General features: G+C 52.1%; 22 protein-coding genes. 9 read left to right on the plus strand and 13 right to left on the minus strand.

The window, feature by feature from the left end; all coding sequences use genetic code 11:
• The first annotated feature begins 1 nt into the window (after window position 1).
• The 5 genes from KW829_RS08085 to rmf all read left to right on the plus strand — a co-directional run bounded on the left by KW829_RS08085 (window position 2) and on the right by rmf (window position 5,806).
• A complete protein-coding gene (locus KW829_RS08085; RefSeq protein ID WP_218307984.1) occupies window positions 2-1,909 on the plus strand; it encodes an ABC transporter ATP-binding protein in 1,908 nt (635 codons plus the stop codon).
• Window positions 1,910-1,922: 13 nt separating this feature from the next.
• The gene (pqiA, locus tag KW829_RS08090) at window positions 1,923-3,176 is read left to right on the plus strand and encodes a membrane integrity-associated transporter subunit PqiA (RefSeq protein WP_089598370.1); all 1,254 of its coding nucleotides are present in this window, start codon (window positions 1,923-1,925) and stop codon (window positions 3,174-3,176) included.
• Between the two features lie 4 nt (window positions 3,177-3,180).
• Window positions 3,181-4,821, plus strand: a complete 1,641-nt coding sequence (pqiB, locus tag KW829_RS08095; protein ID WP_089598371.1) for an intermembrane transport protein PqiB — start codon at window positions 3,181-3,183, stop codon at window positions 4,819-4,821.
• Window positions 4,818-5,384, plus strand: a complete 567-nt coding sequence (gene pqiC, locus KW829_RS08100; protein WP_010429335.1) for a membrane integrity-associated transporter subunit PqiC — start codon at window positions 4,818-4,820, stop codon at window positions 5,382-5,384. The genes pqiB and pqiC overlap by 4 nt, the downstream gene beginning before the upstream one ends.
• 254 nt (window positions 5,385-5,638) lie before the next feature.
• Window positions 5,639-5,806, plus strand: a complete 168-nt coding sequence (rmf, locus tag KW829_RS08105; protein WP_010429337.1) for a ribosome modulation factor — start codon at window positions 5,639-5,641, stop codon at window positions 5,804-5,806.
• Window positions 5,807-5,877: 71 nt separating this feature from the next.
• On the opposite strand, the gene fabA is transcribed toward rmf, so the two are convergent.
• Both fabA and KW829_RS08115 read right to left on the minus strand, forming a co-directional pair.
• Window positions 5,878-6,396, minus strand: coding sequence for a bifunctional 3-hydroxydecanoyl-ACP dehydratase/trans-2-decenoyl-ACP isomerase (gene fabA, locus KW829_RS08110; RefSeq protein WP_010429339.1), 519 nt, complete (start codon window positions 6,394-6,396; stop codon window positions 5,878-5,880).
• A gap of 68 nt (window positions 6,397-6,464) precedes the next feature.
• Window positions 6,465-8,225: a Lon protease family protein gene (locus KW829_RS08115; protein ID WP_218307985.1), complete on the minus strand. Its 1,761-nt coding sequence runs from the start codon at window positions 8,223-8,225 to the stop codon at window positions 6,465-6,467.
• Between the two features lie 186 nt (window positions 8,226-8,411).
• Here KW829_RS08115 and matP point away from each other — a divergent pair, with 186 nt between their 5' ends.
• The gene (matP, locus tag KW829_RS08120; protein ID WP_010429344.1) at window positions 8,412-8,864 is read left to right on the plus strand and encodes a macrodomain Ter protein MatP; all 453 of its coding nucleotides are present in this window, start codon (window positions 8,412-8,414) and stop codon (window positions 8,862-8,864) included.
• A 64-nt stretch (window positions 8,865-8,928) separates the two neighbouring features.
• Here the strand turns inward: matP and ompA are convergent, their stop codons facing one another.
• Both ompA and sulA read right to left on the minus strand, forming a co-directional pair.
• Window positions 8,929-9,984, minus strand: a complete 1,056-nt coding sequence (gene ompA, locus KW829_RS08125; protein ID WP_010429345.1) for a porin OmpA — start codon at window positions 9,982-9,984, stop codon at window positions 8,929-8,931.
• Window positions 9,985-10,339: 355 nt separating this feature from the next.
• A complete protein-coding gene (gene sulA, locus KW829_RS08130) occupies window positions 10,340-10,849 on the minus strand; it encodes an SOS-induced cell division inhibitor SulA (RefSeq protein WP_089598374.1) in 510 nt (169 codons plus the stop codon).
• A 217-nt stretch (window positions 10,850-11,066) separates the two neighbouring features.
• Here sulA and KW829_RS08135 point away from each other — a divergent pair, with 217 nt between their 5' ends.
• Entirely contained in the window at window positions 11,067-11,693 is a 627-nt protein-coding gene (locus KW829_RS08135; protein ID WP_042719042.1) for a TfoX/Sxy family DNA transformation protein, read from the plus strand.
• Here KW829_RS08135 and yccS read toward each other — a convergent pair.
• Both yccS and KW829_RS08145 read right to left on the minus strand, forming a co-directional pair.
• Window positions 11,650-13,812 carry a YccS family putative transporter gene (gene yccS, locus KW829_RS08140; RefSeq protein WP_089598375.1) on the minus strand — a complete coding sequence of 721 codons (2,163 nt, stop codon included), beginning with the start codon at window positions 13,810-13,812 and terminating at the stop codon, window positions 11,650-11,652. The genes KW829_RS08135 and yccS overlap by 44 nt on opposite strands.
• An 18-nt stretch (window positions 13,813-13,830) precedes the next feature.
• On the minus strand, window positions 13,831-14,277 hold the full coding sequence (locus KW829_RS08145) for a YccF domain-containing protein (protein ID WP_218307986.1): 447 nt from the start codon (window positions 14,275-14,277) through the stop codon (window positions 13,831-13,833).
• A 123-nt stretch (window positions 14,278-14,400) separates the two neighbouring features.
• On the opposite strand from KW829_RS08145, the gene helD reads away from it, so the two are divergent.
• Window positions 14,401-16,455 carry a DNA helicase IV gene (gene helD / locus KW829_RS08150; RefSeq protein WP_218307987.1) on the plus strand — a complete coding sequence of 685 codons (2,055 nt, stop codon included), beginning with the start codon at window positions 14,401-14,403 and terminating at the stop codon, window positions 16,453-16,455.
• Window positions 16,456-16,513: 58 nt separating this feature from the next.
• Here the strand turns inward: helD and mgsA are convergent, their stop codons facing one another.
• Together mgsA and KW829_RS08160 are read right to left on the minus strand one after the other, a co-directional pair.
• Window positions 16,514-16,972, minus strand: coding sequence for a methylglyoxal synthase (mgsA, locus tag KW829_RS08155; protein WP_008499922.1), 459 nt, complete (start codon window positions 16,970-16,972; stop codon window positions 16,514-16,516).
• Window positions 16,973-17,052: 80 nt separating this feature from the next.
• The gene (locus KW829_RS08160) at window positions 17,053-17,715 is read right to left on the minus strand and encodes a DUF2057 family protein (RefSeq protein ID WP_010429353.1); all 663 of its coding nucleotides are present in this window, start codon (window positions 17,713-17,715) and stop codon (window positions 17,053-17,055) included.
• A gap of 171 nt (window positions 17,716-17,886) precedes the next feature.
• On the opposite strand from KW829_RS08160, the gene KW829_RS08165 reads away from it, so the two are divergent.
• A complete protein-coding gene (locus tag KW829_RS08165; RefSeq protein ID WP_010429357.1) occupies window positions 17,887-18,300 on the plus strand; it encodes a CoA-binding protein in 414 nt (137 codons plus the stop codon).
• 34 nt (window positions 18,301-18,334) lie between these two features.
• Here the strand turns inward: KW829_RS08165 and hspQ are convergent, their stop codons facing one another.
• The 5 genes from hspQ to KW829_RS08190 form a co-directional block, all read right to left on the minus strand.
• Window positions 18,335-18,652 (minus strand): heat shock protein HspQ, encoded by a 318-nt coding sequence (gene hspQ, locus KW829_RS08170; protein WP_010429359.1) that lies wholly within the window; start codon window positions 18,650-18,652, stop codon window positions 18,335-18,337.
• 60 nt (window positions 18,653-18,712) lie between these two features.
• Entirely contained in the window at window positions 18,713-19,903 is a 1,191-nt protein-coding gene (rlmI, locus tag KW829_RS08175; RefSeq protein WP_010429362.1) for a 23S rRNA (cytosine(1962)-C(5))-methyltransferase RlmI, read from the minus strand.
• A gap of 91 nt (window positions 19,904-19,994) precedes the next feature.
• Window positions 19,995-21,596, minus strand: a complete 1,602-nt coding sequence (locus KW829_RS08180) for a glycoside hydrolase family 43 protein (RefSeq protein WP_218307988.1) — start codon at window positions 21,594-21,596, stop codon at window positions 19,995-19,997.
• A gap of 35 nt (window positions 21,597-21,631) precedes the next feature.
• Window positions 21,632-22,945 (minus strand): glycoside-pentoside-hexuronide (GPH):cation symporter, encoded by a 1,314-nt coding sequence (locus KW829_RS08185; RefSeq protein ID WP_218307989.1) that lies wholly within the window; start codon window positions 22,943-22,945, stop codon window positions 21,632-21,634.
• Window positions 22,946-23,118: 173 nt separating this feature from the next.
• Window positions 23,119-24,006, minus strand: a complete 888-nt coding sequence (locus tag KW829_RS08190) for an AraC family transcriptional regulator (protein ID WP_010429372.1) — start codon at window positions 24,004-24,006, stop codon at window positions 23,119-23,121.
• Window positions 24,007-24,127: the final 121 nt, after the last annotated feature.

Below are 24,127 nucleotides of genomic sequence, written 5' to 3' on the forward strand. Positions count from 1 at the left end.
AATGTCACTAATTAGCATGCACGGCGCCTGGCTGTCTTTCAGCGATGCGCCCCTTCTCGACGATACTGAACTGCACATTGAAGATAACGAACGTGTTTGTCTGGTAGGCCGTAACGGCGCGGGTAAATCCACGCTGATGAAGATCCTTAATCGTGAGCAGGGTCTGGATGACGGCCGTATCGTTTACGAACAAGATCTGATTGTTTCTCGACTGCAGCAGGATCCACCGCGTAACGTGGCGGGCACCGTCTACGACTTCGTTGCGGAGGGGATCTCTGAACAAGCCGAATACCTGAAGGGCTATCATGAAATTTCGCATCTGGTGATGACCGACCCGAGCGAAAAAAATCTTAATGAAATGGCGCGCCTGCAGGAACTGCTGGATCATCACGGCCTGTGGCAGCTTGAAAGCCGTATCACTGAAGTGCTGGACCAGTTAGGTCTGGATGCGGATATGGAGCTGGCATCACTTTCCGGCGGCTGGCTGCGTAAAGCGGCACTGGGACGCGCGCTGGTCAGCGGCCCGAAAGTGCTGCTGCTTGACGAACCGACCAACCACCTGGACATTGAAGCCATCGACTGGCTGGAAGGGTTCCTGAAGACCTTCAACGGCACCATCATCTTCATTTCGCACGACCGTTCGTTTATCCGCAACATGGCGACCCGCATTGTCGATCTCGATCGCGGCAAACTGGTGACCTATCCTGGCGATTACGACACCTATCTGCTGGAAAAAGAAGAAAACCTGCGCGTAGAAGAGCTGCAAAACGCTGAGTTTGACCGCAAGCTGGCGCAAGAAGAGGTCTGGATCCGTCAGGGTATCAAAGCCCGCCGTACCCGTAACGAAGGCCGTGTGCGTGCGTTAAAAGCGATGCGTAACGAGCGTAGCGCCCGCCGTGAGGTGATGGGTAGCGCGAAGATGCAGGTGGAAGAGGCATCCCGCTCGGGCAAAATCGTCTTTGAGATGGAAAACGTGAATTACCAGGTTGAGGGGAAAATGTTGGTGAAAGACTTTTCCGCTCAGGTTCAGCGTGGCGACAAAATTGCCCTTATTGGCCCGAACGGCTGTGGTAAAACCACGCTGCTCAAGCTGATGTTAGGCCAGCTGCAGGCTGATAGCGGTCGCGTTCACTGTGGTACGAAGCTGGAAGTGGCCTATTTCGACCAGCACCGCGCTGAGCTTGACCCGGACAGAACGGTGATGGATAACCTCGCTGAAGGTAAGCAAGAAGTGATGGTCAACGGTAAGCCGCGCCACGTGCTGGGTTATTTGCAGGACTTCCTGTTCCATCCGAAACGTGCAATGACACCGGTACGCGCGCTGTCTGGCGGCGAGCGAAATCGTCTGCTGCTGGCACGTCTGTTCCTGAAGCCAAGTAACCTGTTGATTCTCGATGAACCAACCAACGATCTGGATGTCGAAACGCTGGAATTACTGGAGGAGTTAATCGACGGTTATCAGGGAACCGTGATGCTGGTGAGCCACGATCGTCAGTTCGTTGATAATACCGTGACCGAGTGCTGGATTTTTGAAGGTGAAGGCCGGATTGGTCAATACGTGGGCGGTTATCATGACGCGCGTGGACAACAAACCCAGTCGCTGCTGCAAAAACAGGCAAAATCCAAAAGTGCACCGGAACCGCTTATAGCAAAAGCAGAAACTGTCAAAAAATCTCCTGCTAAAATGAGCTATAACCTGCAGCGCGAACTGGAAGGCTTACCTCAGCGTCTTGAAGAACTGGAAGCTGCTCTTGAAACGCTGCAAATTCAGGTTGCTGATGCGTCATTCTTTACGCAGCCGCACGACTATACTCAGAAAATATTGGCTGAACTGTCCGCGGCTGAAAAAGCCCTGGAAGAAGCATTTGAGCGCTGGGAGTACCTCGAGTCTCTGAAAAACGGCGCATAAACAGGGATTAACTATGTGTGACCAGCACCACGCCGACAGGCATATATTATGCTCGCAATGCGATATGCTCGTGGCGTTGCCAGAGCTTGGTCACGGACATAAAGCCCTGTGTCCACGTTGCGGCGCAACGTTGACGACGGAGTGGGACGCGCCAAGGCAGCGTCCCACTGCTTATGCCCTTGCTGCATTGTTCATGCTGCTGCTTTCCAACCTCTTCCCTTTCATTTATATGAAAGTGGGCGGCATGACCAGCGAGGTCGATCTGCTTGAAATTCCTGGCGTGATGTTCTCGGAAGATTACGCCAGCCTCGGCACCTTTTTCCTCCTCTTTGTCCAAATCGTCCCGGCGTTCTGTCTGGTGGTGATCCTGTTGCTGGTAAACCGCGTCAGGATGCCCGCATCCCTTAAAATTAAACTCGCGCGTATCCTGTTCCAGCTGAAAAGTTGGGGGATGGCCGAGATCTTTCTGGCGGGGATTCTGGTCAGTTTCGTCAAGCTGATGGCCTATGGTGATGTGGGAATTGGCAGTAGCTTTATTCCCTGGTGCCTTTACTGTGTATTACAGCTGCGCGCTTTCCAGTGCGTAGACAGGCGATGGGCGTGGGATGACATCGCGCCAGCACCGACGCTTGCGCAGACGGTTAAGGTCGGTGTGCCGGGTATCCGTCAGGGGCTGCGCTCTTGCTCATGCTGTACCGCCATTCTGCCCGCGGATCTCGATGTGTGTCCTCGCTGCGAAACGAAAGGCCATGTACGTCGTAAAAATAGCCTGCAGTGGACGATGGCGTTGCTGGTCACGTCAATCATGCTCTATCTGCCAGCCAATATTCTGCCCATTATGATCACCGATTTACTCGGCGACAAAATGCCCTCAACCATCCTTGCTGGGGTCGTTTTGCTGTGGGGCGAAGGATCCTATCCGGTGGCTGGCGTGATCTTCATCGCCAGTATTATGGTGCCAACCTTAAAAATGATCGCCATTGCCTGGCTCTGCTGGGACGCGAAAGGTCACGGCAAACGCGACAGCGAACGCATGCACCTGATCTACGAAGTTGTTGAATTTGTTGGCCGCTGGTCAATGATTGATGTGTTTGTCATTGCCGTTCTCTCTGCGCTGGTGCGCATGGGAGGACTGATGAGTATTTATCCCGCAATGGGAGCGCTAATGTTTGCGTTGGTCGTCATTATGACCATGTTTGCGGCCATGACCTTCGACCCTCGTTTATCGTGGGATCGTGAGCCCGAGTCAAGCCATGAGGAAGAGTAAGAGCATGGAAAATAAGAGTGGAGAGGCGAAAGTGCAGAAGGTCAAGAACTGGTCTCCGGTGTGGATTTTCCCCATCGTAACCGCGCTGATCGGTGCATGGATCCTGTTTTATCATTACAGCCATCAGGGACCGGAAGTCACGCTTATCACCACCAATGCAGAAGGTATTGAGGGGGGCAAAACCACCATCAAAAGCCGCAGTGTGGATGTGGGCGTGGTTGAAAGTGCAACCCTGACGGATGATTTGACGCACGTTGAAATCAAGGCGCGTTTAAATTCCGGTATGGAAAAATTGCTGCATGGCGACTCGGTTTTCTGGGTGGTTAAACCGCAGGTAGGACGTGAGGGGATCAGCGGGTTGGGGACGCTGCTGTCCGGCGCCTATATTGAGCTGCAGCCAGGTAAGAAAGGGAGCCAGCCGGGACAATACGAGCTGCTGGACTCTCCGCCGCTTGCGCCACCGGATGCAAAAGGCATTCGCGTGATCCTGGACAGTAAAAAAGCGGGACAGCTCTCGCCTGGCGATCCCGTGCTGTTCCGCGGCTATCGCGTGGGTTCAGTTGAAACCAGTACGTTTGACGCGCAAAAACGCACCATTAGCTATCAGCTCTTCATCAATGCGCCAAACGATCGTCTGGTCACCAGCAACGTCCGCTTCTGGAAAGACAGTGGGATCGCGGTAGATCTGACCTCGGCGGGTATGCGTGTCGAAATGGGCTCCCTGACCACGCTGTTTGGCGGTGGCGTCAGTTTTGACGTGCCGGAAGGGCAGGATTTGGGCCAGCCGGTTGCAGAGAAAACGGCGTTCAGACTCTTTGACGATCAAAAAAGTATCCAGGATGCGCTCTATACCGATCACGTTGACTTCCTGATGTTCTTTAAGGACTCGGTCCGTGGCCTTCAGCCGGGTGCACCGGTCGAATTCCGCGGCATTCGACTCGGAACGGTTGGACAGGTTCCGTTCTTCGTGCCGGGTCTTCAGCAGATGCTGGATGACGATTACCGTATTCCGGTGCTGATCCGCATTGAGCCGGAGCGTCTGCTTAACCAGATTGGCGAAAATCAGGATATTGCCACCCATATCAGCCAGCTGATGGAGCGCGGTCTGCGCGGCTCGCTGAAAACCGGAAACCTGGTCACCGGTGCGCTGTACGTGGATATGGACTTCTATCCTAAAGCGCCAGCGATTACCGGTATTCGTGAATTCGGGGGCTATAAAATTATCCCAACGGTCAGCAGCGGTCTGGCGCAAATCCAGCAGCGTCTGATGGATACGCTCGATAAGATTAACAATCTGCCGCTTAATCCGATGCTGGAAGCCGCGACCGGTTCGTTACATCAAAGTCAGGCGACGATGCAACGTCTGCAAACGACGCTGGATAATATTAATAAGATCACGGCAAGCCAGTCCATGCAGCAGCTGCCGCAGGATATGCAGAAAACGTTGCGTGAACTCAACCGTAGCATGCAGGGCTTCCAGCCGGGATCAGCGGCGTACAACAAGATGGTGGCCGATATGCAACGTCTTGATCAGGTCTTACGTGAACTGCAGCCTGTGCTGAAAACGCTCAATGAGAAGAGCAACGCACTGGTGTTCGAAGCGAAAGATAAAAAGGATCCTGAGCCGAAGAGGGCTAAACAATGAAAAAATGGCTAGCGATTGCAGGAGCGATGGTATTAACGGCCTGTAGCTCGGGTAGTGATAACAAAAGCTACTATCAGTTACCGCTGACGACCCAGGCGGGCGCACAAAGCACCGCCTCGCAGGGCAACCGTCTGTTATGGGTGGAGCAGGTTGCGGTGCCGGATTATCTGGCTGGCAATGGCGTGGTGTATCAAACCAGCGATGTTCAGTACGTTATTGCCAACAATAACCTTTGGGCCAGCCCGTTGGACCAGCAGTTGCGCAATACGCTGGTGGCGAATCTCAGCAGCCAGCTTCCTGGCTGGGTTGTTGCGTCACAGCCGCTGGGAAGCGACCAGGACACGCTTAACGTCACCGTGACGGGCTTCCACGGCCGCTATGATGGCGTCGTTGTGGTGAGTGGAGAATGGCTGCTGAATCATCAGGGGCAGCTGATTAAGCGTCCTTTCCATCTGGAAATGAAGCAGCAAAAAGATGGATATGATGAGATGGTGAAAGTGCTGGCCCAGGGTTGGGCGCAGGAGTCTGCGAGTATCGCCAGAGAGATTTCCAGACTGCCATAAGTAAAATTCATCGACAAAAGCCGCTATCAGAATTTCGCTGATTGCGGCTTTTTTTTCGTTTTGGCTTCAGGTTGTTACTTGTGCTGCATCACATTTTTTGTACAAATGATCTTCTGCTTAGCTCACAAATATGACACCCGTATGAATTTTGAACGTTGACGCTGAGGCTAATTCGGGTTATTCGTTATCTGTGCTTGCACACTTTGCAATCACTGTTTTCTTTCCACCAGACAAAAGAATGAGGGAAACGAGGCATGAAGAGACAGAAACGAGATCGCCTGGAAAGGGCTCATCAACGTGGTTATCAGGCTGGCATCGCCGGACGTTCTAAAGAAATGTGTCCCTATCAGACTTTGAACCAAAGGTCTCAATGGTTAGGGGGCTGGCGAGAAGCCATCGGAGACAGGGCAGTACTTGCTTGATAGCGTCTCTTTAAAAAAGAAACCTCCGCAGAGCGGAGGTTTCGCCTTTCTGAAGCAGCTAAACGCCGGGCTTAGAAAGCAGAGGTATCCTGGAACAGACCCACTTTCAGATCGTTCGCGGTATAAATCAGACGACCATCTACCAGCACTTCACCATCCGCCAGGCCCATGATCAGACGACGGTTAACGATGCGCTTGAAGTGGATACGGTAGGTGACTTTCTTCGCGGTAGGCAGTACCTGACCGGTGAATTTCACTTCACCCACGCCCAGCGCGCGGCCTTTGCCTTCGCCACCGAGCCAGCCCAGATAGAAGCCAACCAGCTGCCACATCGCATCGAGGCCCAGGCAGCCAGGCATTACCGGATCGCCAATAAAGTGGCAACCGAAGAACCACAGGTCCGGGTTGATATCGAGTTCTGCTTCTACGTAACCCTTATCGAAGTTACCGCCGGTTTCGGTCATTTTCACGACACGGTCCATCATCAGCATGCTTGGGGCCGGTAACTGTGGGCCTTTAGCGCCAAACAGTTCACCACGACCAGAGGCAAGAAGGTCTTCTTTTGTATAGGATTCGCGTTTATCTACCATGTTCTCAGTAAGCCTTATTTTAGTGAAGGACGCAGGATAGCTAACACGTGTACGCTGAACAAGTCCGATCAGTTTGAACTAAACCAACTTAACCAACGTAACGGCCAGGGATAACGATGACGAGCATCCGGCTGTGTTGCCTGAGCAATGCGCTCCTGAATGGTCTGCATCAGCGTGGTTTGACCCTCGCCATCCCATACCAGGTTTGTCAGTAAGGGTAGTGCATCCTCAATGCCTTCGATGGCCCACAGGGTGAATTGTTCCTGTTCCACCGCATCAAGCAGTTCCTGGCTCAGGCTCAAATGGCGCGCGTTTGGCGCAGGGATAATAACGCCCTGTTTGCCGTTTAACCCACGCTGCTGACAAATGGAGAAGAAGCCTTCGATTTTCTCATTCAGACCACCGACCGGCTGGGCGCGGCCAAACTGATCCACGGAACCCGTAATGGCGATGTTCTGATTAATCGGGACTTCTGCCAGGGCGCTGATCAAGGCACACAGCTCGGCCATTGAGGCGCTATCGCCATCGACTTCACTGTAGGACTGCTCAAACGTCAGGGACGCAGAGAAGGGGATCTGCTGCTCAAGCTGCAGTTCGGACATCAGGAAAGCTTGCATGATCATCATGCCTTTAGCATGAATGTTTCCACCCAGCTCCGCTTTTCGCTCAATATCCGTAAATTCACCGTCGCCAATGTGAACGACACAGCTGATACGGGAAGGCTCGCCGAACGCACGAGGGTGGCCGGGGAACTCAATTACGGACAAAGCGTTAATCTGACCGATTCGTTCGCCTTCGGTCTCGACCAGAATCTGTTCCAGCAGGATTTCATCCTGCATGCGGTCCGCAAGATAGCCTTCGCGCCACTCACGCTGGGCAAGCATCTGGGTCAATTGTTCGCCTGTGAAAGCACCTTCGCCGCTGATCACACCCACTTCACGCAGCTGTTTACCGATCCAGAGTGGGCAAAGCGGCAGAGTTTCCTGGTCGCCGGTGTAGCGTACCGCTTCGCGGATTAAGCCCGGCCATGCGTCAGCCGCAGGGGTTGGCAGCGCAAAACGTTCAGCAACGGCCATCACCCACTGGCACCACTGCGCCATATCATCCGCATCGGCAATTTGAATGTTGTCTTCGTATTCGCTGTAAACCGCCTGATCCGCCAGCTCTGGCTCCATTTCCTGGAAGTCGGCCAGAGACTCACGATCCCCCGTCAGCACGACGGTTAGAGAGAGCGGCATTGACGGGACGGATACAGGCAGGGGGCGAGACTCGTCATAGCCTACCCAGTCGAAGCGCTGCTGGCTCACGATCGTTTTCAGACGCATCCACAGCAGCGGTTGCGACATCAGGGTGCGCAGGGAAATAATAAGTACGCCGCCGTTTGCGCGATGCACCAGCCCTGGCTGCAGGGAGAGCTCACCGTTAAACTGACGAAGACAACCAAAGAGTTGTTCAGCTTCGACCCAGTTAGCGGTAACGACTTCGCCCTGCGCTGCAAAACGGTCATCAGCCTGCGTAGCGGGGGCAAAAGTGACATTATGCCCTGTGATACGATACTCGCCGCCGAAAACAGCATTCGCTTCCGGTTTCAGCTCGCGCATGGCAGCACCCAGAAGCGTCAAATACTCGGCTTCTTCCGGGGCTTTGAGCAGCATGAAGGGAGATGTTGCCCATGGGCTTAACACCTGCTCCAGCGCGTAATGCAAACGCGGTTGTGTATCGCTAAGTATGAATTCGTGTTCTTGTGCGAGGTCTGGCTGTGCAAACAGTTCCTGATAGCTCTCGGTATCCGGAACCAGGTCACGCCATGCTAGTTTCGTAATGGTCAAAGTTGATGTTTTTTAGTCAGATGTAAAACCGTGGAGTATACCGTAAGCGGGGGGCTCTTCCCAAGCAGGATTGGGGATTTCAATGAGTGAATCTCAAGCGATGTTTCACAGGATATGATTTCTTTTCAGCAGATTGCCAAAAAACTGATATTCTGAACAGAGTTACGTGGTAACACTGAGATCGCAATGAAATATCAACAACTGGAAAATCTCGAAAGCGGCTGGAAATGGAAGTACCTGGTCAAAAAGCACCGTGAAGGGGAGCTGATCACCTGCTACATCGAAGCCAGCGCTGCGCAAGAGGCCGTGGATATTTTGCTGACCCTCGAAAATGAACCGGTACAGGTGAATAGCTGGATTGAGAAGCATATTAATCCCGCCCTGTTAAACCGGATGAAGCAAACTATCCGTGCGCGGCGAAAACGGCATTTTAATGCCGAGCATCAGCACACCCGTAAAAAATCAATCGACCTGGAGTTTATGGTCTGGCAGCGTCTGGCGGGGCTAGCGCAACGTCGAGGAAAAACGCTGTCAGAGACCGTAGTACAACTGATTGAAGATGCCGAGCACAAAGAGAAGTATGCCAGCCAGATGTCGACGCTGAAGAACGATCTTCAGGCTCTGCTGGGTAAAAAGTAGTTTCTTACTTTTCTTCAGACAATAAAAAACCCCGCATGGCGGGGTTTTTTTATAAGACGATAACTTATGCCGCAGGCTGAGTTACAACGTCTTTGATACCTTTAACTTCGATCTCAACGCGACGATCTGGTGCCAGGCAGTCGATCAGTGCAGCGCGAGCTTTCACGTTGTCACAGGTAGAACCGGTCACTGGGTTAGATTCGCCCATACCACGTGGGGAGATCTTGTTAGCTGGGATACCTTTAGATACCAGGTAATCAACTACAGACTGAGCACGTTTCTCAGACAGTTTCTGGTTGTAAGCATCAGAACCGATACGGTCGGTGAAGCCCAGAACCACTACAGAACCATCTTTAGGATCCAGGTTGCTCAGCTGGGTGTACAGCTGATCCAGTGCCTGCTGACCTTCTGGTTTCAGGGTAGCTTTGTTGAAGTTGAACAGAACGTCAGACTTCAGAGTGAAGTGCTTGGTCTGTACTTCTGGAGCTGGAGCCGGAGCTGGAGCTACGATTGGTGCAGCATCTTCCTGCTGACCGAAACGGTAAGAAACACCAACGCTCAGCATGCCGTTGTCTGGACGAACGCCAACGGTAGCACCGTCACCAATGTTGTTAACCCACTGGTATTCCAGACGGGTAGCGATGTCACGGGTCATAGCCCACTCAACGCCACCAGCGAATACTGGGGAAACACCGGTGTCATGGTCGTCGCCAGCGATGCTGTTGCTGGAGTCTGCACGCCATACCATGCCGCCCAGACGGGTGTACACGTCCAGATCGTCAGTTACTGGGTAACCCAGTTTAGCGGTCAGCTGAACGCCTTGAGCTTTGAAAGCGCCATTGACGTTGTCGCCTTTGTATGGCATACGACCTAACCAGTCGTAACCCATTTCAAAACCAACATACGGGTTAACCTGATAGCCACCGAACGCGCCTGCACCCAGCTGGCTCTCGTGAGTCGGGCCATCGTTGTTCAGGCTGCTGTTGTACCAGCCGGTGTCATGGAACTGAGACCAGCCCAGTTTACCACCTGCATACCAGGTATTATCTTTCGGAGCGGCCTGCGCTACGGTAGCGAAGCCAGCCAGTGCCACTGCAATCGCGATAGCTGTCTTTTTCATTTTTTGCGCCTCGTTATCATCCAAAATTTGCCATGAAGATCTCTGCAGAGAAATCACGGTTAAATCCTTCACCGGGGGGCGTGGTCAAATATAAATCTACCGATATCTTCGGCTTAGGCCGAGCACCCCTGGCGATGTAAAGTCTACAACGTAGATGAAAACTTACAAGTGTGAAGTCTGTCAGGCATATGAAAAAAAAAGTTCCGTATACCTAATATTTAACATTTCTTGAACGAAAATTGTGCAGCAAAATTAACGAGAACCGCTCCAGACAAGCCTTGCCGAAGATTTGACGCGTTGAACTATTTCTGCATCTTATGGTCGAAAAAAATTCCAGGAAAACTCCTAATTTCACTCAATGATACAAATTTGAGTGAATTTTTAACCCGGAATGTTGTCCTCTGCGATAAGAATCTGCACGAACTGGTCGCATAATAAACCCCATCGCGTGACCTTCTTCCGCTGCTTCCGTCAGTCTCAGGTGTTCCTCTTCCGACAGTTCATCAGGCAGCCATCCGATCACCACACTGTAATTCCCTGTGCGTAAGGCCCGAATCATTGAATCTACCGTATCGCAGGGTGAGAGCTGGTTAATCTGCATCACTTTCGCCAACGGCAGGCCCGCAGATAAAACCCACTCGCGGCTCAATTTTTGCTGTGGCGTTAGCCAAAGCTGCCAGCGTGATTGCTGACCAAGCTGTTGCAACAGCGGCAGTAATAAGAGTTGCGTTAACAGAGGCTGGTCTTCACGGTAAACCACTTCACTGATAAGCCCTGTAGAATCACGCCCGACGGATTTCTGCGCGACATTGCCAGCGGTAGAAGAGAGAGATGTTGAGCGATTTGCATAGCCTGAAGTGTACATATTCATTCCAGCCCTGTAGTTACTGTATGGATATACAGTAACCCCTGTATGCATAAAGATCAACCTCATTTTCGGAAAGAGACTCGCAAATTTCACCCATTCTTGGTGCGCCATAAAAAATCATCTTGCCCTCCAGCAATAAGTTGCCTATTTTCCTGCTAACGGATCCGTTAGTGAGAAATATCGTTGTTAATAATTGATTTTAAATGGAATTATCATGAAAAAGATATCTTATGAGCGGATTTATAAATCGCAGGAATACCTCTCACCGTTAGGCGAAATTCATCATCGGGCGCTATTCGGTGGGTACACCCTGGCGGTGGATAATGCGGTGTTCGCGATGGTGTCGGAGGGGGAACTCTACCTCCGGGCCTGTGAAGAAAGTGCCAGGTATTGTGTCAAAAACGCCTCTTCGTTTCTGACGCTGATGAAACGGGGCCGTCCCGTCCTGCTTAATTACTATCGGGTGGACGACGGGCTGTGGCAGGACAGGGACAAATTGCTCCAGCTTTCCTCCTTTGCTCTCGACGCGGCAAGAAAGGAGCGCTGCCAGCGCCATCAGCGCAACCGGCTAAAAGATCTTCCAAACCTGACCTTTCAACTTGAGGTACTGCTTTTAGAAGCAGGCATCACTAATGAGGAAACCTTACGGGAACTGGGCGCCAGGAAATGCTGGTTAAAGATGAGGTCCAAAAACAAGGCCTTAAGTATTAAGGTGCTGTTCGCGCTGGAAGGTGCCATTGAAGGGCTACATGAAGCGGCGCTCCCGGCCGACATTCGCCGGGAGCTGACAGAGTGGTTTAATGCGCTGCCCGAGAGTCAGGAGCATCATTCCTCAAGGTAGCGATCTGCTGCTGCAGCCGGCAGATTTCCGGCAGCAGGGCAATCAGCAGGCCGATTTGCTGCAGGACCAGCGGTGCTTTGTTGTCGGCGCCCGGGTCAAGGTGGGCAATACGTTGGGCCAGTTCATCCAGCGATTGTTGAACGCGCGGCTCATCGGCTGGCCGATGATGAAGTGCATCATCGACGTAGCAGACAGCATCATCCAGTAAGGCGAGAATGCCCGGGTTGGTCAGTTTCTCACGGTGTGCGCCCAACGTAGAAATATAGCTAGTGAACGTATGATTCAGACACAGCAGACGAAAAGCGGTTTCCCGAATTTCCGCTGTGGCGCGCGGTTCCGTGGACATGTTCGAGACCACCGACGCCAGTTCCGCATCGCTGTTATGCGCATCACGTCGGGCAATGCGATAAGCAAGGCGGTTATCGCGCCCCTGGTGGTATTGCTCAAGGATCGCATCAAGGTACCGGCAGTTTGCATTCATCGCCCTGTCTAACACACGCGGCAAATTACGAAAACGCCAGTCGGGCCAGATGAAACTCACCGCCGCCCAGGCGATCGCGCAGCCAATGAGTGTGTCGATCACACGGGGCAGGGCAACTTCAAACCCTTCTCCCAGCAGGTTAAAGCACAGTAAAACCAGCAGCGTGATGAACATCGTCGCGTGGGCGTATTGCACATTACGGAAGGCGAAGAACAGTACGCCAGTAATGACGATCAGCACCAGTTGGCCTTCGATAGACGGCACGAAATAGAGCACCGGCAGGCCAATGGCGACGCCTACCAGCGTTCCAATAATACGTAACGCCAGGCGGTGGCGGGTGGCGTTATAGTTGGGCTGGCAGACAAACAGGCTGGTGAGCAGGATCCAGTAGCCGTGGTGTAAACCGGTTATTTGAATAAACGCGTAACCCACGCACAGCACTAGTGACATTCTCACCGCGTGACGAAATAGGGCAGATTCCGGCGTAAAATTGCGGCTCAGCCGCAGCCACATGTCGCTAACGCTATGCACGCTGTCATCAGCAAGCTGATTATCGGCATCATTGCCCGGCATGGCCATCGCCTGCTCGGATTCAATCGTCGCGAGCTGAGCATCGATTGCCCGCAGGTTATTAAGCAAAAACCCCAGCGCTTTTATATGTTCCGGTGCGGTTCCACTGGCCTGCACGCGGTCGATTGCCGCATCAAGATGGCTAAACGCGCGCTCAAACCGCGGGTCATGCTGATAGGGCGTTCGCAGTAAAATTGAACGCGCTAGCTGCTGGCACGCCTGAGACTGCATGGAAAGTAACCGCTGGAAGCGGAACATCACGTCGCTGTAGCGGAACGTTTCACGCAGGGCTGCATACTGAACGTGCGAAGAGCTGGCGCGCTCATGGATGTCCTGAGCGGCAAAGTAGTAGTGAAGTGTTCTTCGCGTCCCGCGTTGGCCGCGGTCTCCGCGCAGTCGGGTCAGCAGGGAGGCTTTGGTCTGGTTCAGCGTGGCGACCAGCTGGCCGTTTGCCAGCGCCAGATCGTAAAGAGGGGCCTGACTTTCCTCTTCGATATCCGGGTCAAACAGCCGGGATTTCAGCTCCAGATAATGAGCCAGCTGCTCATAGCTGCGAGCAAGATTATCCTGCAGAGGGCGCACCGGGAAGATGAGGTGCCCTGTTAACGTCAGTAGGTTATACCAGATGGCCCCCAGCAATAGCAGCACGGGTTGCTGGTACCACTGATCGTACAGCGACACGCCCAGCATGGTGTAAATAGCAATCAGCAGCGCGCCAAATGCGATGGTGGCATAACGCTGTCCAAGCCCGCCGAGCAGAATAAAGCCGCTGGTGGAGAGCGTAAGGCCTAAGGCAAACAGCCAGGGCCACGGGAAGAGCAGCTCGACAGACGCGGACGCAATAAAGAAACAGACAAGAGTGATAACCAGGTTGCGCAGACGCCCTGCCAGACGGTCATCGAGGTCCGCAAGCGCCCCCGCAACCACCCCTAACGTGAGCGGAATCGTGAGCTTAACGTCATTCAGCCACCACGGCAGGGCAACGGTGCCACAAAGCGCGATAAAAATTCTGACGTTATAAAGCCAGATGCTGTTCCAGGTATAACGGCGAAGCAGTGGGCTTAGCATGAGCGCGGCCAGTCCTTATTACTGAAAACGACGGCGAGCATTGGCCTCACGCGCGGCTTGCGCCACCTCAACCGGGACGACCCTACGTCCAACCGGCCACAGGGCAATGACGGCAATTTTAAAGTTCGCGATCCCAACAGGAATACCAATAATCGTCACGCACTGGGCGATACCGGCAAAAATGTGCATCAGGCACAGCCACCAGCCAAAGAAAATCAGCCACAGAATATTCAGTACGGTGCCGCCGGTATTCATCAGCGCGTTTTTACCTTCCGGGTTCAGCTCATCAATGTGGACAGCCTCATTACCGTAGGGAATAAAGGAGAGTTTGGTGATTTCCCAGCAGGAGCGCGTCAGCGGCAGGGTAAAGATAAGCACTATGCTGACCAGAGTGGCAAAAAGCCAGGAAAGGGTGGTGGCAAAACCGCCCAGCACAAAATTCAACACATTCAGAACGGTACGCATAAACCCTCACTTCCTTTCGATAAAATTAACGCCCACTGATTGTAACGTTTTTTTAGGCTGGAGCACCTTAAAACTGGCAGTTAAACTATCAGGCAAATTATCTCTTCGTGGATCCGGCTGGATATGGAACTGAAAGCAACGTCAATGGGCAAACGCCTGGCTCAACACCCTTACGACAAGGTTGTGCTCCTTAACGCGGGAGTGAAAGTCTCCGGGGAACGCCACGAATATCTCATTCCCTTCAATCAAATGTTGGCGATCCACTGTAAACGTGGGCTGGTGTGGGGCGAGCTGGAGTTCGTTTTGCCTGCCGATAAAGTGGTGCGCCTTCACGGCACCGAGTGGGGGGAAACCCAGCGTTTTCATTACCATCTGAACACGCTCTGGCAGCAGTGGAGCCAGGATATGAGCGTGATTGCCGCCCAGGTTTTGCAACAGGTACTGGATGAAATCGCGCAGAGCGATGCCCAACACAAATGGCTCACGCGCCAGCAAACTGCGGGACTGCAGCAAAAAATAAAACAGGCGCTGACTGCGTTGCCGTTCCCCGTAGCGCGTCTCAATGAGTTTGAAAATTGCCGCGATGCATGGCGGAAGTGCCAGGCATGGCTGAGCGATATTGATAAAAGTCGCCTGGCGCATAACCAGGCCTGGACCGATGCCATGCTCACCCAATATGCTGATTTCTTCAGCACAGTCGAGTCATCGCCGCTTAACCCTGCGCAGGCGCGTGCGGTGGTCAACGGTGAACAGTCGCTGCTGGTACTTGCGGGAGCCGGGAGCGGTAAAACCTCGGTGCTGGTGGCTCGCGCAGGCTGGCTTCTGACCACTGGCGAGGCCGTTGCAGACCAGATTCTGCTGCTGGCATTTGGTCGCAAAGCCGCACAGGAGATGGACGAACGTATCCAGGCGAGACTGCATACCCAGGATATCTCGGCCAGAACGTTTCATGCGCTTGCGCTGCATATCATTCAGCAGGGCAGCAAGAAAGTCCCGTCCATCAGTAAGCTGGAAAACGACACGCAGGCGCGCCAGGCGCTGTTCATTAAAACGTGGCGGCAACAGTGCAGTGAGAAAAAAGCACAGGCAAAAGGCTGGCGTCAGTGGCTGGAGGAAGAGCTGAACTGGGCGGTGCCGGAAGGCAGTTTCTGGCAGGATGACAAGCTGGCACGTCGGCTCGGCTCGCGTCTCGATCGTTGGGTCAGCCTGATGCGCATGCACGGCGGTTCGCAGGCCGAGATGATTGAAAGTGCCCCGGAGGCGATCCGTGCGGTGTTTTCAAAGCGCGTGAAGCTGATGGTTCCGATGCTAAAAGCCTGGAAAACGGCACTGAAAGAGGAGAACGCCGTCGATTTCTCCGGGCTTATCCATCAGGCCATTATCATTTTAGAGAAGGGGCGTTTCGTCAGCCCGTGGAAGCACATACTGGTGGATGAGTTTCAGGATATCTCTCCGCAGCGTGCCGCTCTGCTCTCGGCGCTGCGGGCGCAGAACAAACATACGTCGCTGTTTGCGGTGGGGGATGACTGGCAGGCCATCTATCGCTTTAGCGGGGCGCAGCTTTCACTGACGACAGCGTTTCACCACTATTTTGGCGAAGGCGATCGCAGCGATCTGGACACCACCTACCGCTTCAATGCGCGCATAGGCGAAATAGCCAACCGCTTTATTCAGCAGAACCCGCACCAGCTGACCAAACCGCTCAACAGCCTGACGCCGGGGGATAAAAAAGCGGTCACCCTGTTAGCAGAAGATCAGCTTGAGCCGCTACTGGATAAACTGAGCGGCTACGCGAAACCCGACGAACGCATTCTGGTGCTGGCGCGCTATCATCACCTCAAACCGGCCGCGCTGGAAAAGGCCGCTACACGCTGGCCGAAACTGCAGCTTGAATTTATGACAATTCACGCCAGCAAAGGGCAGCAGGCTGATTATGTCATTGTGGTGGGGCTTAAAGAGGGCAGCGACGGTTTCCCGGCCCCGGCCCGCGAGTCGGTGATGGAAGAGGCCCTGCTGCCGGTGCCGGAAGATTTCCCGGATGCAGAAGAGCGACGTCTGCTGTATGTGGCGATAACCCGCGCGCGTCATCGCGTATGGCTGTTGTTCAATAAAGAGGAGCCATCCGTGTTTGTCGATATTCTGAAGAGTATTGATGTGCCGGTGGCGCGTAAACCATAGCGATGCCAGGCAAGATTTTGTAGGCCGGGTAAGGCGCAGTCGCCACCCGGCAAAAAAGCTACTTCAGTCTCTCGGAAAGATAGCGCTGATAGTCCGGAATAAGGATATCCACCGGCGAGTTAAACTGCGGCGATTCAATGATGAAATCCGCCGTCGACAGGTTCGTTGCCACCGGAATATTCCACACCGTCGCCAGGCGCAGCAGCGCTTTCACGTCCGGATCGTGCGGAACCGCATTCAGCGGATCCCAGAAGAAAATCAGCACATCAATTTTCCCTTCCGAAATCTGTGCGCCTACCTGCTGATCGCCGCCCATCGGGCCGCTCAGCATGGCGTTCACTTCGAGACCCGTTTCGCGCTGGATCAGATTGCCGGTTGTACCGGTCGCTGAGAGGGCGTGCTTTTCCAGCAATGACTGATGGCGGCGAACCCAGTTAAGCAGCATTTGTTTACAGTGATCGTGCGCAACCAGAGCAATGTGTTTGCGTTCCGGGAGCGTGCGTGTTGTCAGTTCCATAATCATATCCATCAGGTTAACTGACTACACGATGACGGGAACCGCCTGATGCTGCAAGAGAAAGGCGTAAAAAATGTGGCTTACGACGAAGGTTGTTGTTTTGCCCACTGCAAAAAGCGGGCGCGCGTATCGGGATCGGCCTGCTGGAACCAGAATTTCAGGCGTTGTTCCGTCAGCGTCTGGGACTGAGGCGGTATAACATCCAGCTCTGAAACACCGGATAACAGCGTACTGTCGTCGGCCATCATGGTGGCAAACTGCGGAAGAGAGGCGCGTTTACCCGCTTTGTTATAAGACTCGGTTGCGGCCTCGTAGTCCGTGCCTTTTGGCGAGGTGGTTAGCGCCAGAATATCAAGCTTCACCGGGATCGGCATCGAATCCCCATCCAGCAGCTCAACGCGCGGCGCGGTGTCGAAAGCGACAGACTCTTTTTCGCTCTCAAGCCGCGGCAGAGTAATGTTTACCTGACTGACCCGCTGGGTATTAAAGCTGACAATCAGTGGGGGAGAGATGTACATCCGTTGTTCATGATTCGCAAGACCGATCGTTTTTTCTACCCGAAACACCAGCTGATGCGGCCCGTTATCCAGTTCGATGCTCTCTGCGCCGCGCAATAATGAACTGGAGACTTTTTTTCCGTCCAGCACCAGCAGGTCAATATCAGTCGAGAGCCGAAGCGTGGTTGCAAAAACGCAAACCGGCATCACTAACGCAATCACAGCAGAGACAATGCCGGTTTTCATAGGTGACTCCAGTTGAAAATTATACCCGCAAGAATGTATCAAAATTTTTCGATAATCACGTTTACTAACATATAGACATAAATCACCGTTTTGCCCTCATACATCTGTATGGGATGAATGGTTGAGATGTGCGCTTTGGCGTACACTTTGAAAAAAGCCAGGAGAAAAAGCATGAGAGAGAATGATATTGCCGAGATTTTGACATCCACGCGCACTATTGCGCTGGTGGGTGCCAGCGATAAACCGGATCGTCCAAGTTATCGCGTGATGAAATACCTTCTCGATCAGGGCTATCACGTGATCCCCGTTTCGCCGAAAGTGGCGGGAAAGACGTTATTAGGCCAGCAGGGCTACGCCACGCTTAACGATGTGCCGGAAAAAGTGGACATGGTAGATGTGTTCCGTAATTCCGAGGCGGCATGGGGTGTCGCGCAGGAAGCGATTGCCATTGGGGCGAAAACGCTGTGGATGCAGTTGGGCGTCATCAACGAACAGGCTGCCGTACTGGCGCGCGAGGCGGGTTTACAGGTGGTTATGGACAGATGCCCTGCGATTGAAATCCCCCGGCTGGGGTTGGCTAAGTAAAAAAAGGCCCGATTATCGGGCTTTTTTTACACGCTCAGTTGCGCAGGCGCGGCGCCTGCAACTGCTTGCGGATAGTCTGCGCTAATTCATCCATCGTGGGTTGCTCCGGATGTTCATCCTGCAGCTCACTGCTTAACTGCGCCTCAGCGAGGTAGGTGTGAACGGGTTGCCCGTCGTCACCTTCCATCACCACGTGGTACCAGGGCGCGGCACGAAGCTCTGCATCAACCGCCAGCTCGTCGGCTGACGGTTCGTCAAGGGAATACTCCGGGTCGATATCCACGACCACACCCAAATACCCAAGCAAGGTGTGGCGGACCTGCTGGCCGATACCGAATTTGCTGGCAATCATAGTCACCTCCCGGGAAACATTACTTACACAGGATGTGAGGGCAATATTTCTCTTTTCAAGTTACATGACGCGACAGGCAAACCCTTTCAGATACAGCCCTTCCGGGTAGGTAGCGATCACCGGATGATCGGCCGCCTGACGGAACTGCTCTATAAATTGTACATCACGACCAGCATCTATTGCGGCATCGGCGATGATTTTCTGAAATAAATCTGTGGTCATCAGGCCGGAGCAGGAGAACGTGAGCAGAACCCCGCCCGGGTTCAGCAGCTGGATAGCCAGCATGTTGATATCTTTATACCCGCGGCATGCACCCATCAGCTGGCTTTTGTTTTCCACAAACTTAGGCGGATCCATGACGATAACGTCGAACTTCTCGCCCTGGTCGCGATATTTACGCAGCAGCTTGAAGACGTCATCACGCACAAACTCCGCTTTGCTCAGGTCCAGTTTGTTTAGCTCAACGTTCTGTTTCGCCACGTCCAGCGCTTCCTGTGACGTATCCACGCTAACGACCTGGGCACAGCCGCCCATCAGCGCAGACACCGCAAAACCGCCCGTGTAGGAGAAACAGTTCAGCACGCGCTTGTTCGCCACGTACTGACGGGTTGCCAGACGGCTGTCACGCTGGTCGAGGTAGTAACCTGTTTTGTGGCCGCCCTGAATATCCACCAGCAGCTTCATGCCGTGTTCTTCGATAGGCAGCAGGGCAGGCGGTAATTCACCGGTAACAGGCCCTTGCGTCAGCTCCATGCCCTCTTTTTTACGCACCGCCACATCGCTGCGGTCATAAATGGCGCATTCAGGGAACAGAGACTGAAGGGCACTGATCAGGGCAGCACGCTGATATTCCGCTCCTGCGCTTAACAGCTGCAGCACCATAAAGTTGCCGAAGCGATCGATGGTCACGCCCGGCAGACCGTCGGACTCACCGGCGATCAGCCGATAGCTGTCCAGCCCGTCACGTTTTGCCAGCCACTCACGCCACTGCTGAGCCTGCTGCAGGCGGCGGACGAAGAAATCGATATCGATGGTTTCATCTTTATCGAACGTCCAGACGCGAGCGCGGATCTGCGATGCTGGCGAGTATGCGCCGCGCGCTAACCATTTCCCCTGATGGTCAACGATATCGATGGTTTCACCGAGGTTGGCTTTACCTTCCATACGCGCAACCGCGCCGGAAAAGACCCAGGGATGGCGGCGCAGCAATGACTTCTCGCGCCCTTTGGCTAACACTAAACGTACACTCATGATTTCTATTCTGTCGATTGCATGGAAATGGCGCGTAGAGTAGCACAGAAGGCCAGTGGCAATCATCTGCGGACACTCTGCGCGCCCTTAACTAAAAATCTTCCGGGAAATAGGCAAAGTAGTCAAAATCGGCCGGGATATGTTCGCCCGTGAAATCCTGACAGCACATCCCGACAAAGGCACCGGTGAAGCGCTCTATGCCACGTTCCTTAAAATATTCATCGGACAGTTTGCTGTATTCAACATAACCCCCAATCGGGATCCATTTTTTTTCATCGAGTGAGTAGTAAAAAAGAGCGCCATCATCTTTGACGCAGACTCTTAGGTAAACCAGACCTTCTGCGGCAATTTTTACCCCTTCTCCTGTCGGTAAGGAGAATCGGTTCAGGTCATTAACCATCAAATTGACTGTCCGTTCTCCCGCGTCGTTACAGGATATGTTCAGATAAACGTAGTTGGTGGTGTCGTAAAAGCAGACCAGCCCGGCCATCTGCTGGAAAGAGTGAGGCTTAAAATCTACGCATGTCTGAGCGGTAAATATAAAATCGGTTTGTCTTCTTGCCAGCAGGCTTTGATAGTGCTGTGAACTCAGGGATTCATAACCCCGCAACCGTAACCATCCGCGCCTTTCCGTAAGCGTGCACATTTCCTCGCTTAAGGGGATGCGTAGCGACTGGTAGTGAAGGGGTAGCTCCGGCGTATCGAACTCATCCCGGGCTGGCGGCGTTGGCCACGGACGTTCTTTCAGGCGCGTCTGCACCGTTAATTCTGGCGTAATGCTGTTATTTGTTAAGCGCAGCCAGCCATCCTCCGTCCAGTAAACCTGCTGGATAGCGGTTTCTCGACCCATCGGGCTGCGTCCTTTTGAGGGCAACGGTCGCCCGCATAAATGCACAATAAACCATTCGCCCAGACCGTTATCAAAAAGATCCGCATGGCCGACGCGCTGTAAAGGTAAACGACAATCAAAGCGGGATGTCATCATTTGCCCGATGGGATCGGTTTCGTAGGGGCCAAACAGATGTCGGGAGCGCGCCAGCGTGACGCCATGGTTATAAAATGTTCCGCCTTCGGCCACTAACAAATAGAACCAGCCATTCAACTCATAAATATGTGGCCCTTCGGTGATGCCCAAATCGGTACCTGCGTAAATTTTATGGCACTCGCCGGTTAAACGATTATTCTGCTCATCGTATTGCTGGATGATTATGCCATTCCATTTCGGGAATCCTGCCTCCCCGCCGTCCCTGTAGCTCATCTCCATGCTCACAAGCCATTTCGTACCGTCACTGTGGTGGAACAGCGAGGGATCAATCCCTCTGCTATTGAGATACGTTGGCTCAGACCATTCACCTTTGATATCGTCCGTGGTCACGATAAAGTTATTCGGGTCCCAGAAACGTCCGGTCACGTTTTTGACATCGGTATAAATGAGATAAAATTTTCCGGCATCGTAGCTGAGGCATGGCGCATAGATTCCGCCGGAATTCGGATTCCCGCGCATGTTCAACTGACTTTTTCGCTTCAGGGGATGAGAAATCAGCCGCCAGTTTTTGAGATCGTATGATTTATACAAACAAATCCCAGGAAACCATTCAAATGTCGATGTTGCTAAGTAATACGCCTCACCCACTCTTATAATAGAGGGGTCCGGATTAAAGCCTGGGATAATGGGGTTGGTTATTATGGTCATCTTTGATTCCTGTTATGAAAATAGCGTTGGTAACGTCAGGCTTGTAAATCATTGTGGGTCCGGTATTGCCTCATGATGAGATACATCATGAGGACAAAAGCAGCGGGAATAAGCGTAAAGATAAGCCGCACAATCATAATGGCGAGGTCGGTTTGGATCGCAGCACTGCCCACATAGCCACCAACGGTGAGCAGCCAGCCAATGATGGCACCGCCAACCGCAATGCCAATTTTTATAGCGAAAAGGTTGGTTGAGAAAACTAAGCCACTCAGCGAAATGTTTGACCGTTTTTCAACGTTATCAATGATGTCGCTGAGCAGGCTCCATTGCAGGGGGGCAGAACTGGCGTCGATGAAATGAATCAGACAGATCACCAGGCAAACCGGCAGGACGTATTCTGCAGGAATGGCGAAAAGAATAATTAAGATAATGGCTTGTATAATTAACGAAACTTTATATGACAATACCCGGTCATAATTTTTATATAATAGCGTTGTCGACAATGCGCCCACAAATCGGGTGCAGAGAATAATAATGAGCACAAGCCCCACTAAATCGGGTCTTTTCAGATAGTAGCTAACGAAGTAAATGGCTCCGCCCGTTTTGAGGATGCCAGCGATAAGGCTTGCAATATTGAGGCTGAAAATACAGCGCCAGTTATGATCTTTCACCACGACAGTCAGATCATCATAGATACCACGAAAGTTACGTTTTTTATCCACCGCTTTCGTGTAATGTTCCCTGGTCATGGCAAAGCAGCAGAAAAACATGATAGTGCTTATCGCCCCCATAATCACCATCGCCAGAAAATAGCCTTTCTGTAGATCGCCTTCACCCAAAATTTTGGTTAACGGTAGCGCCACGACGGAAACAATAATCCCTCCTAAAGCAGCGAAGGCAAAACGATAAGACTGCATTGAAACCCGTTCTTTTGCATCACTGGAAATGTTATTAATCAGCGCGCAGTAGGGAACGTTAACGAGGGAATAAAAAAGCGAGAGGGCAGTATAAGACACATAAGCATAGACAATTTTGGCCGTCTCGCCAAAATCGGGCGTATAAAACGTCAGGGCACCAAAAATACCGAAGGGCAGCGAGAACCAGAGGAGATAAGGTCTGAACTGACCGTACCGGGTCTGAGTATGGTCGGCCAGATAGCCAATGTACACGTCGGCAATGGCATCAAACGCTCTGACGACCAGGAACATGGTCCCCATATGAAAAGCGCTTAGTCCGTAGATATCTGTATAAAAGTAGGCCATGAAAAGCATTATCGTTTGCCAGATAATATTGGACGCACCATCACCTAACCCATAACCAATCTTTTCTTTGAATCCTATTTTTCTCATAATAAATACCTTTTAATCAGGATGAGTACGAATCCGAAATGAGTGGCCAGTCTCAGGTTAAAAGATAAATATTAAGAGCATAAAAAAATGTATGAGAAAGGTGCTTTTATATAATTTTTTTGCGCAGGTAGATTTGTGCCGATCACAGTTTTATCAACGACGCGGTTTTACGCTTAAAGCTGCACGTTATGACCGGTTTTTAACTGTTCTGATGTCAGATTGCTGTTCCTGAATTTTTTAGGTGTAACGCCAATAACCCTTCTGAACTGGAAGCAATAGTACGCAGCATCTGTAAACTCACATTTGTAAGCAATGTCGGTGATGCTAAGTTCTGTATTACGCAACAGCTGTATTGACAGGGCGATTTTCTTTCGCAGAAGATATTCCTTAAAACTCACCTGCATAATTTTTTTAAACGTTCTGGAAAAATGACTAGGTGAGAGTCCGACCGATTCAGCGGCTTCGTTCAAACTCATCGTAAATGAGGTTTGCGTTTCCAGGTTGATCACAAAAGAGATAATAACCGCAAAGATGGATTGATGATCCGTCTCTGTGGCGATTTTGGTTGCGTTTTCGGCATGCTGCAGAACGGTGCTGAGTAACAAAATCATTAACGGCTTAATTTCTTTTTCAGAATAGGCCGTCTCATTGACTTCTGAGAACCATTTGAAAATAAATTGTAATCTTTCTGCATCTTTTTTCTCCAGGCAGGAAACGACACCTGTATGTGATTCCAGGGCGGGTACTGGATATTTCAGATTGCTGAGCGCAGTATGATCATATTGTAAGATAAAACGTTCATGGTCTGCCGTAAAATCCAGTTCCATATCATGCAGCGTGAGGGGGCTAACATAGACAAGAGTATTATTCTGAAGGGCGAATTTTTCACGGCCAATACTATAGCTGCCTCTGGCTTTGTAAAACCACATTATTTCATGTTCGAGATGCATATGGGGCTTGATGTACATTCCACCTTCAGGCACTTTTTCCTGTGCGCGTAATATGTAATTTAACCCGGCTTTCGTTTCCAGTTTTTCGAAGAAATAATCTGATGGTGGCATAGGTTTTTCCTAAAATTCATCTGTTTATCCTGTTATTTTGATACCATATTCTGAGACGATTTAAAAACCGGCATAATTTGCTATTCTTTGAATTCGAGTAGAAAGAGGGGCGGGCAGCGCT

The sequence above is a fragment of the Enterobacter sp. ENT02 genome (assembly GCF_019219165.1).
Classification (GTDB): domain Bacteria; phylum Pseudomonadota; class Gammaproteobacteria; order Enterobacterales; family Enterobacteriaceae; genus Enterobacter; species Enterobacter mori.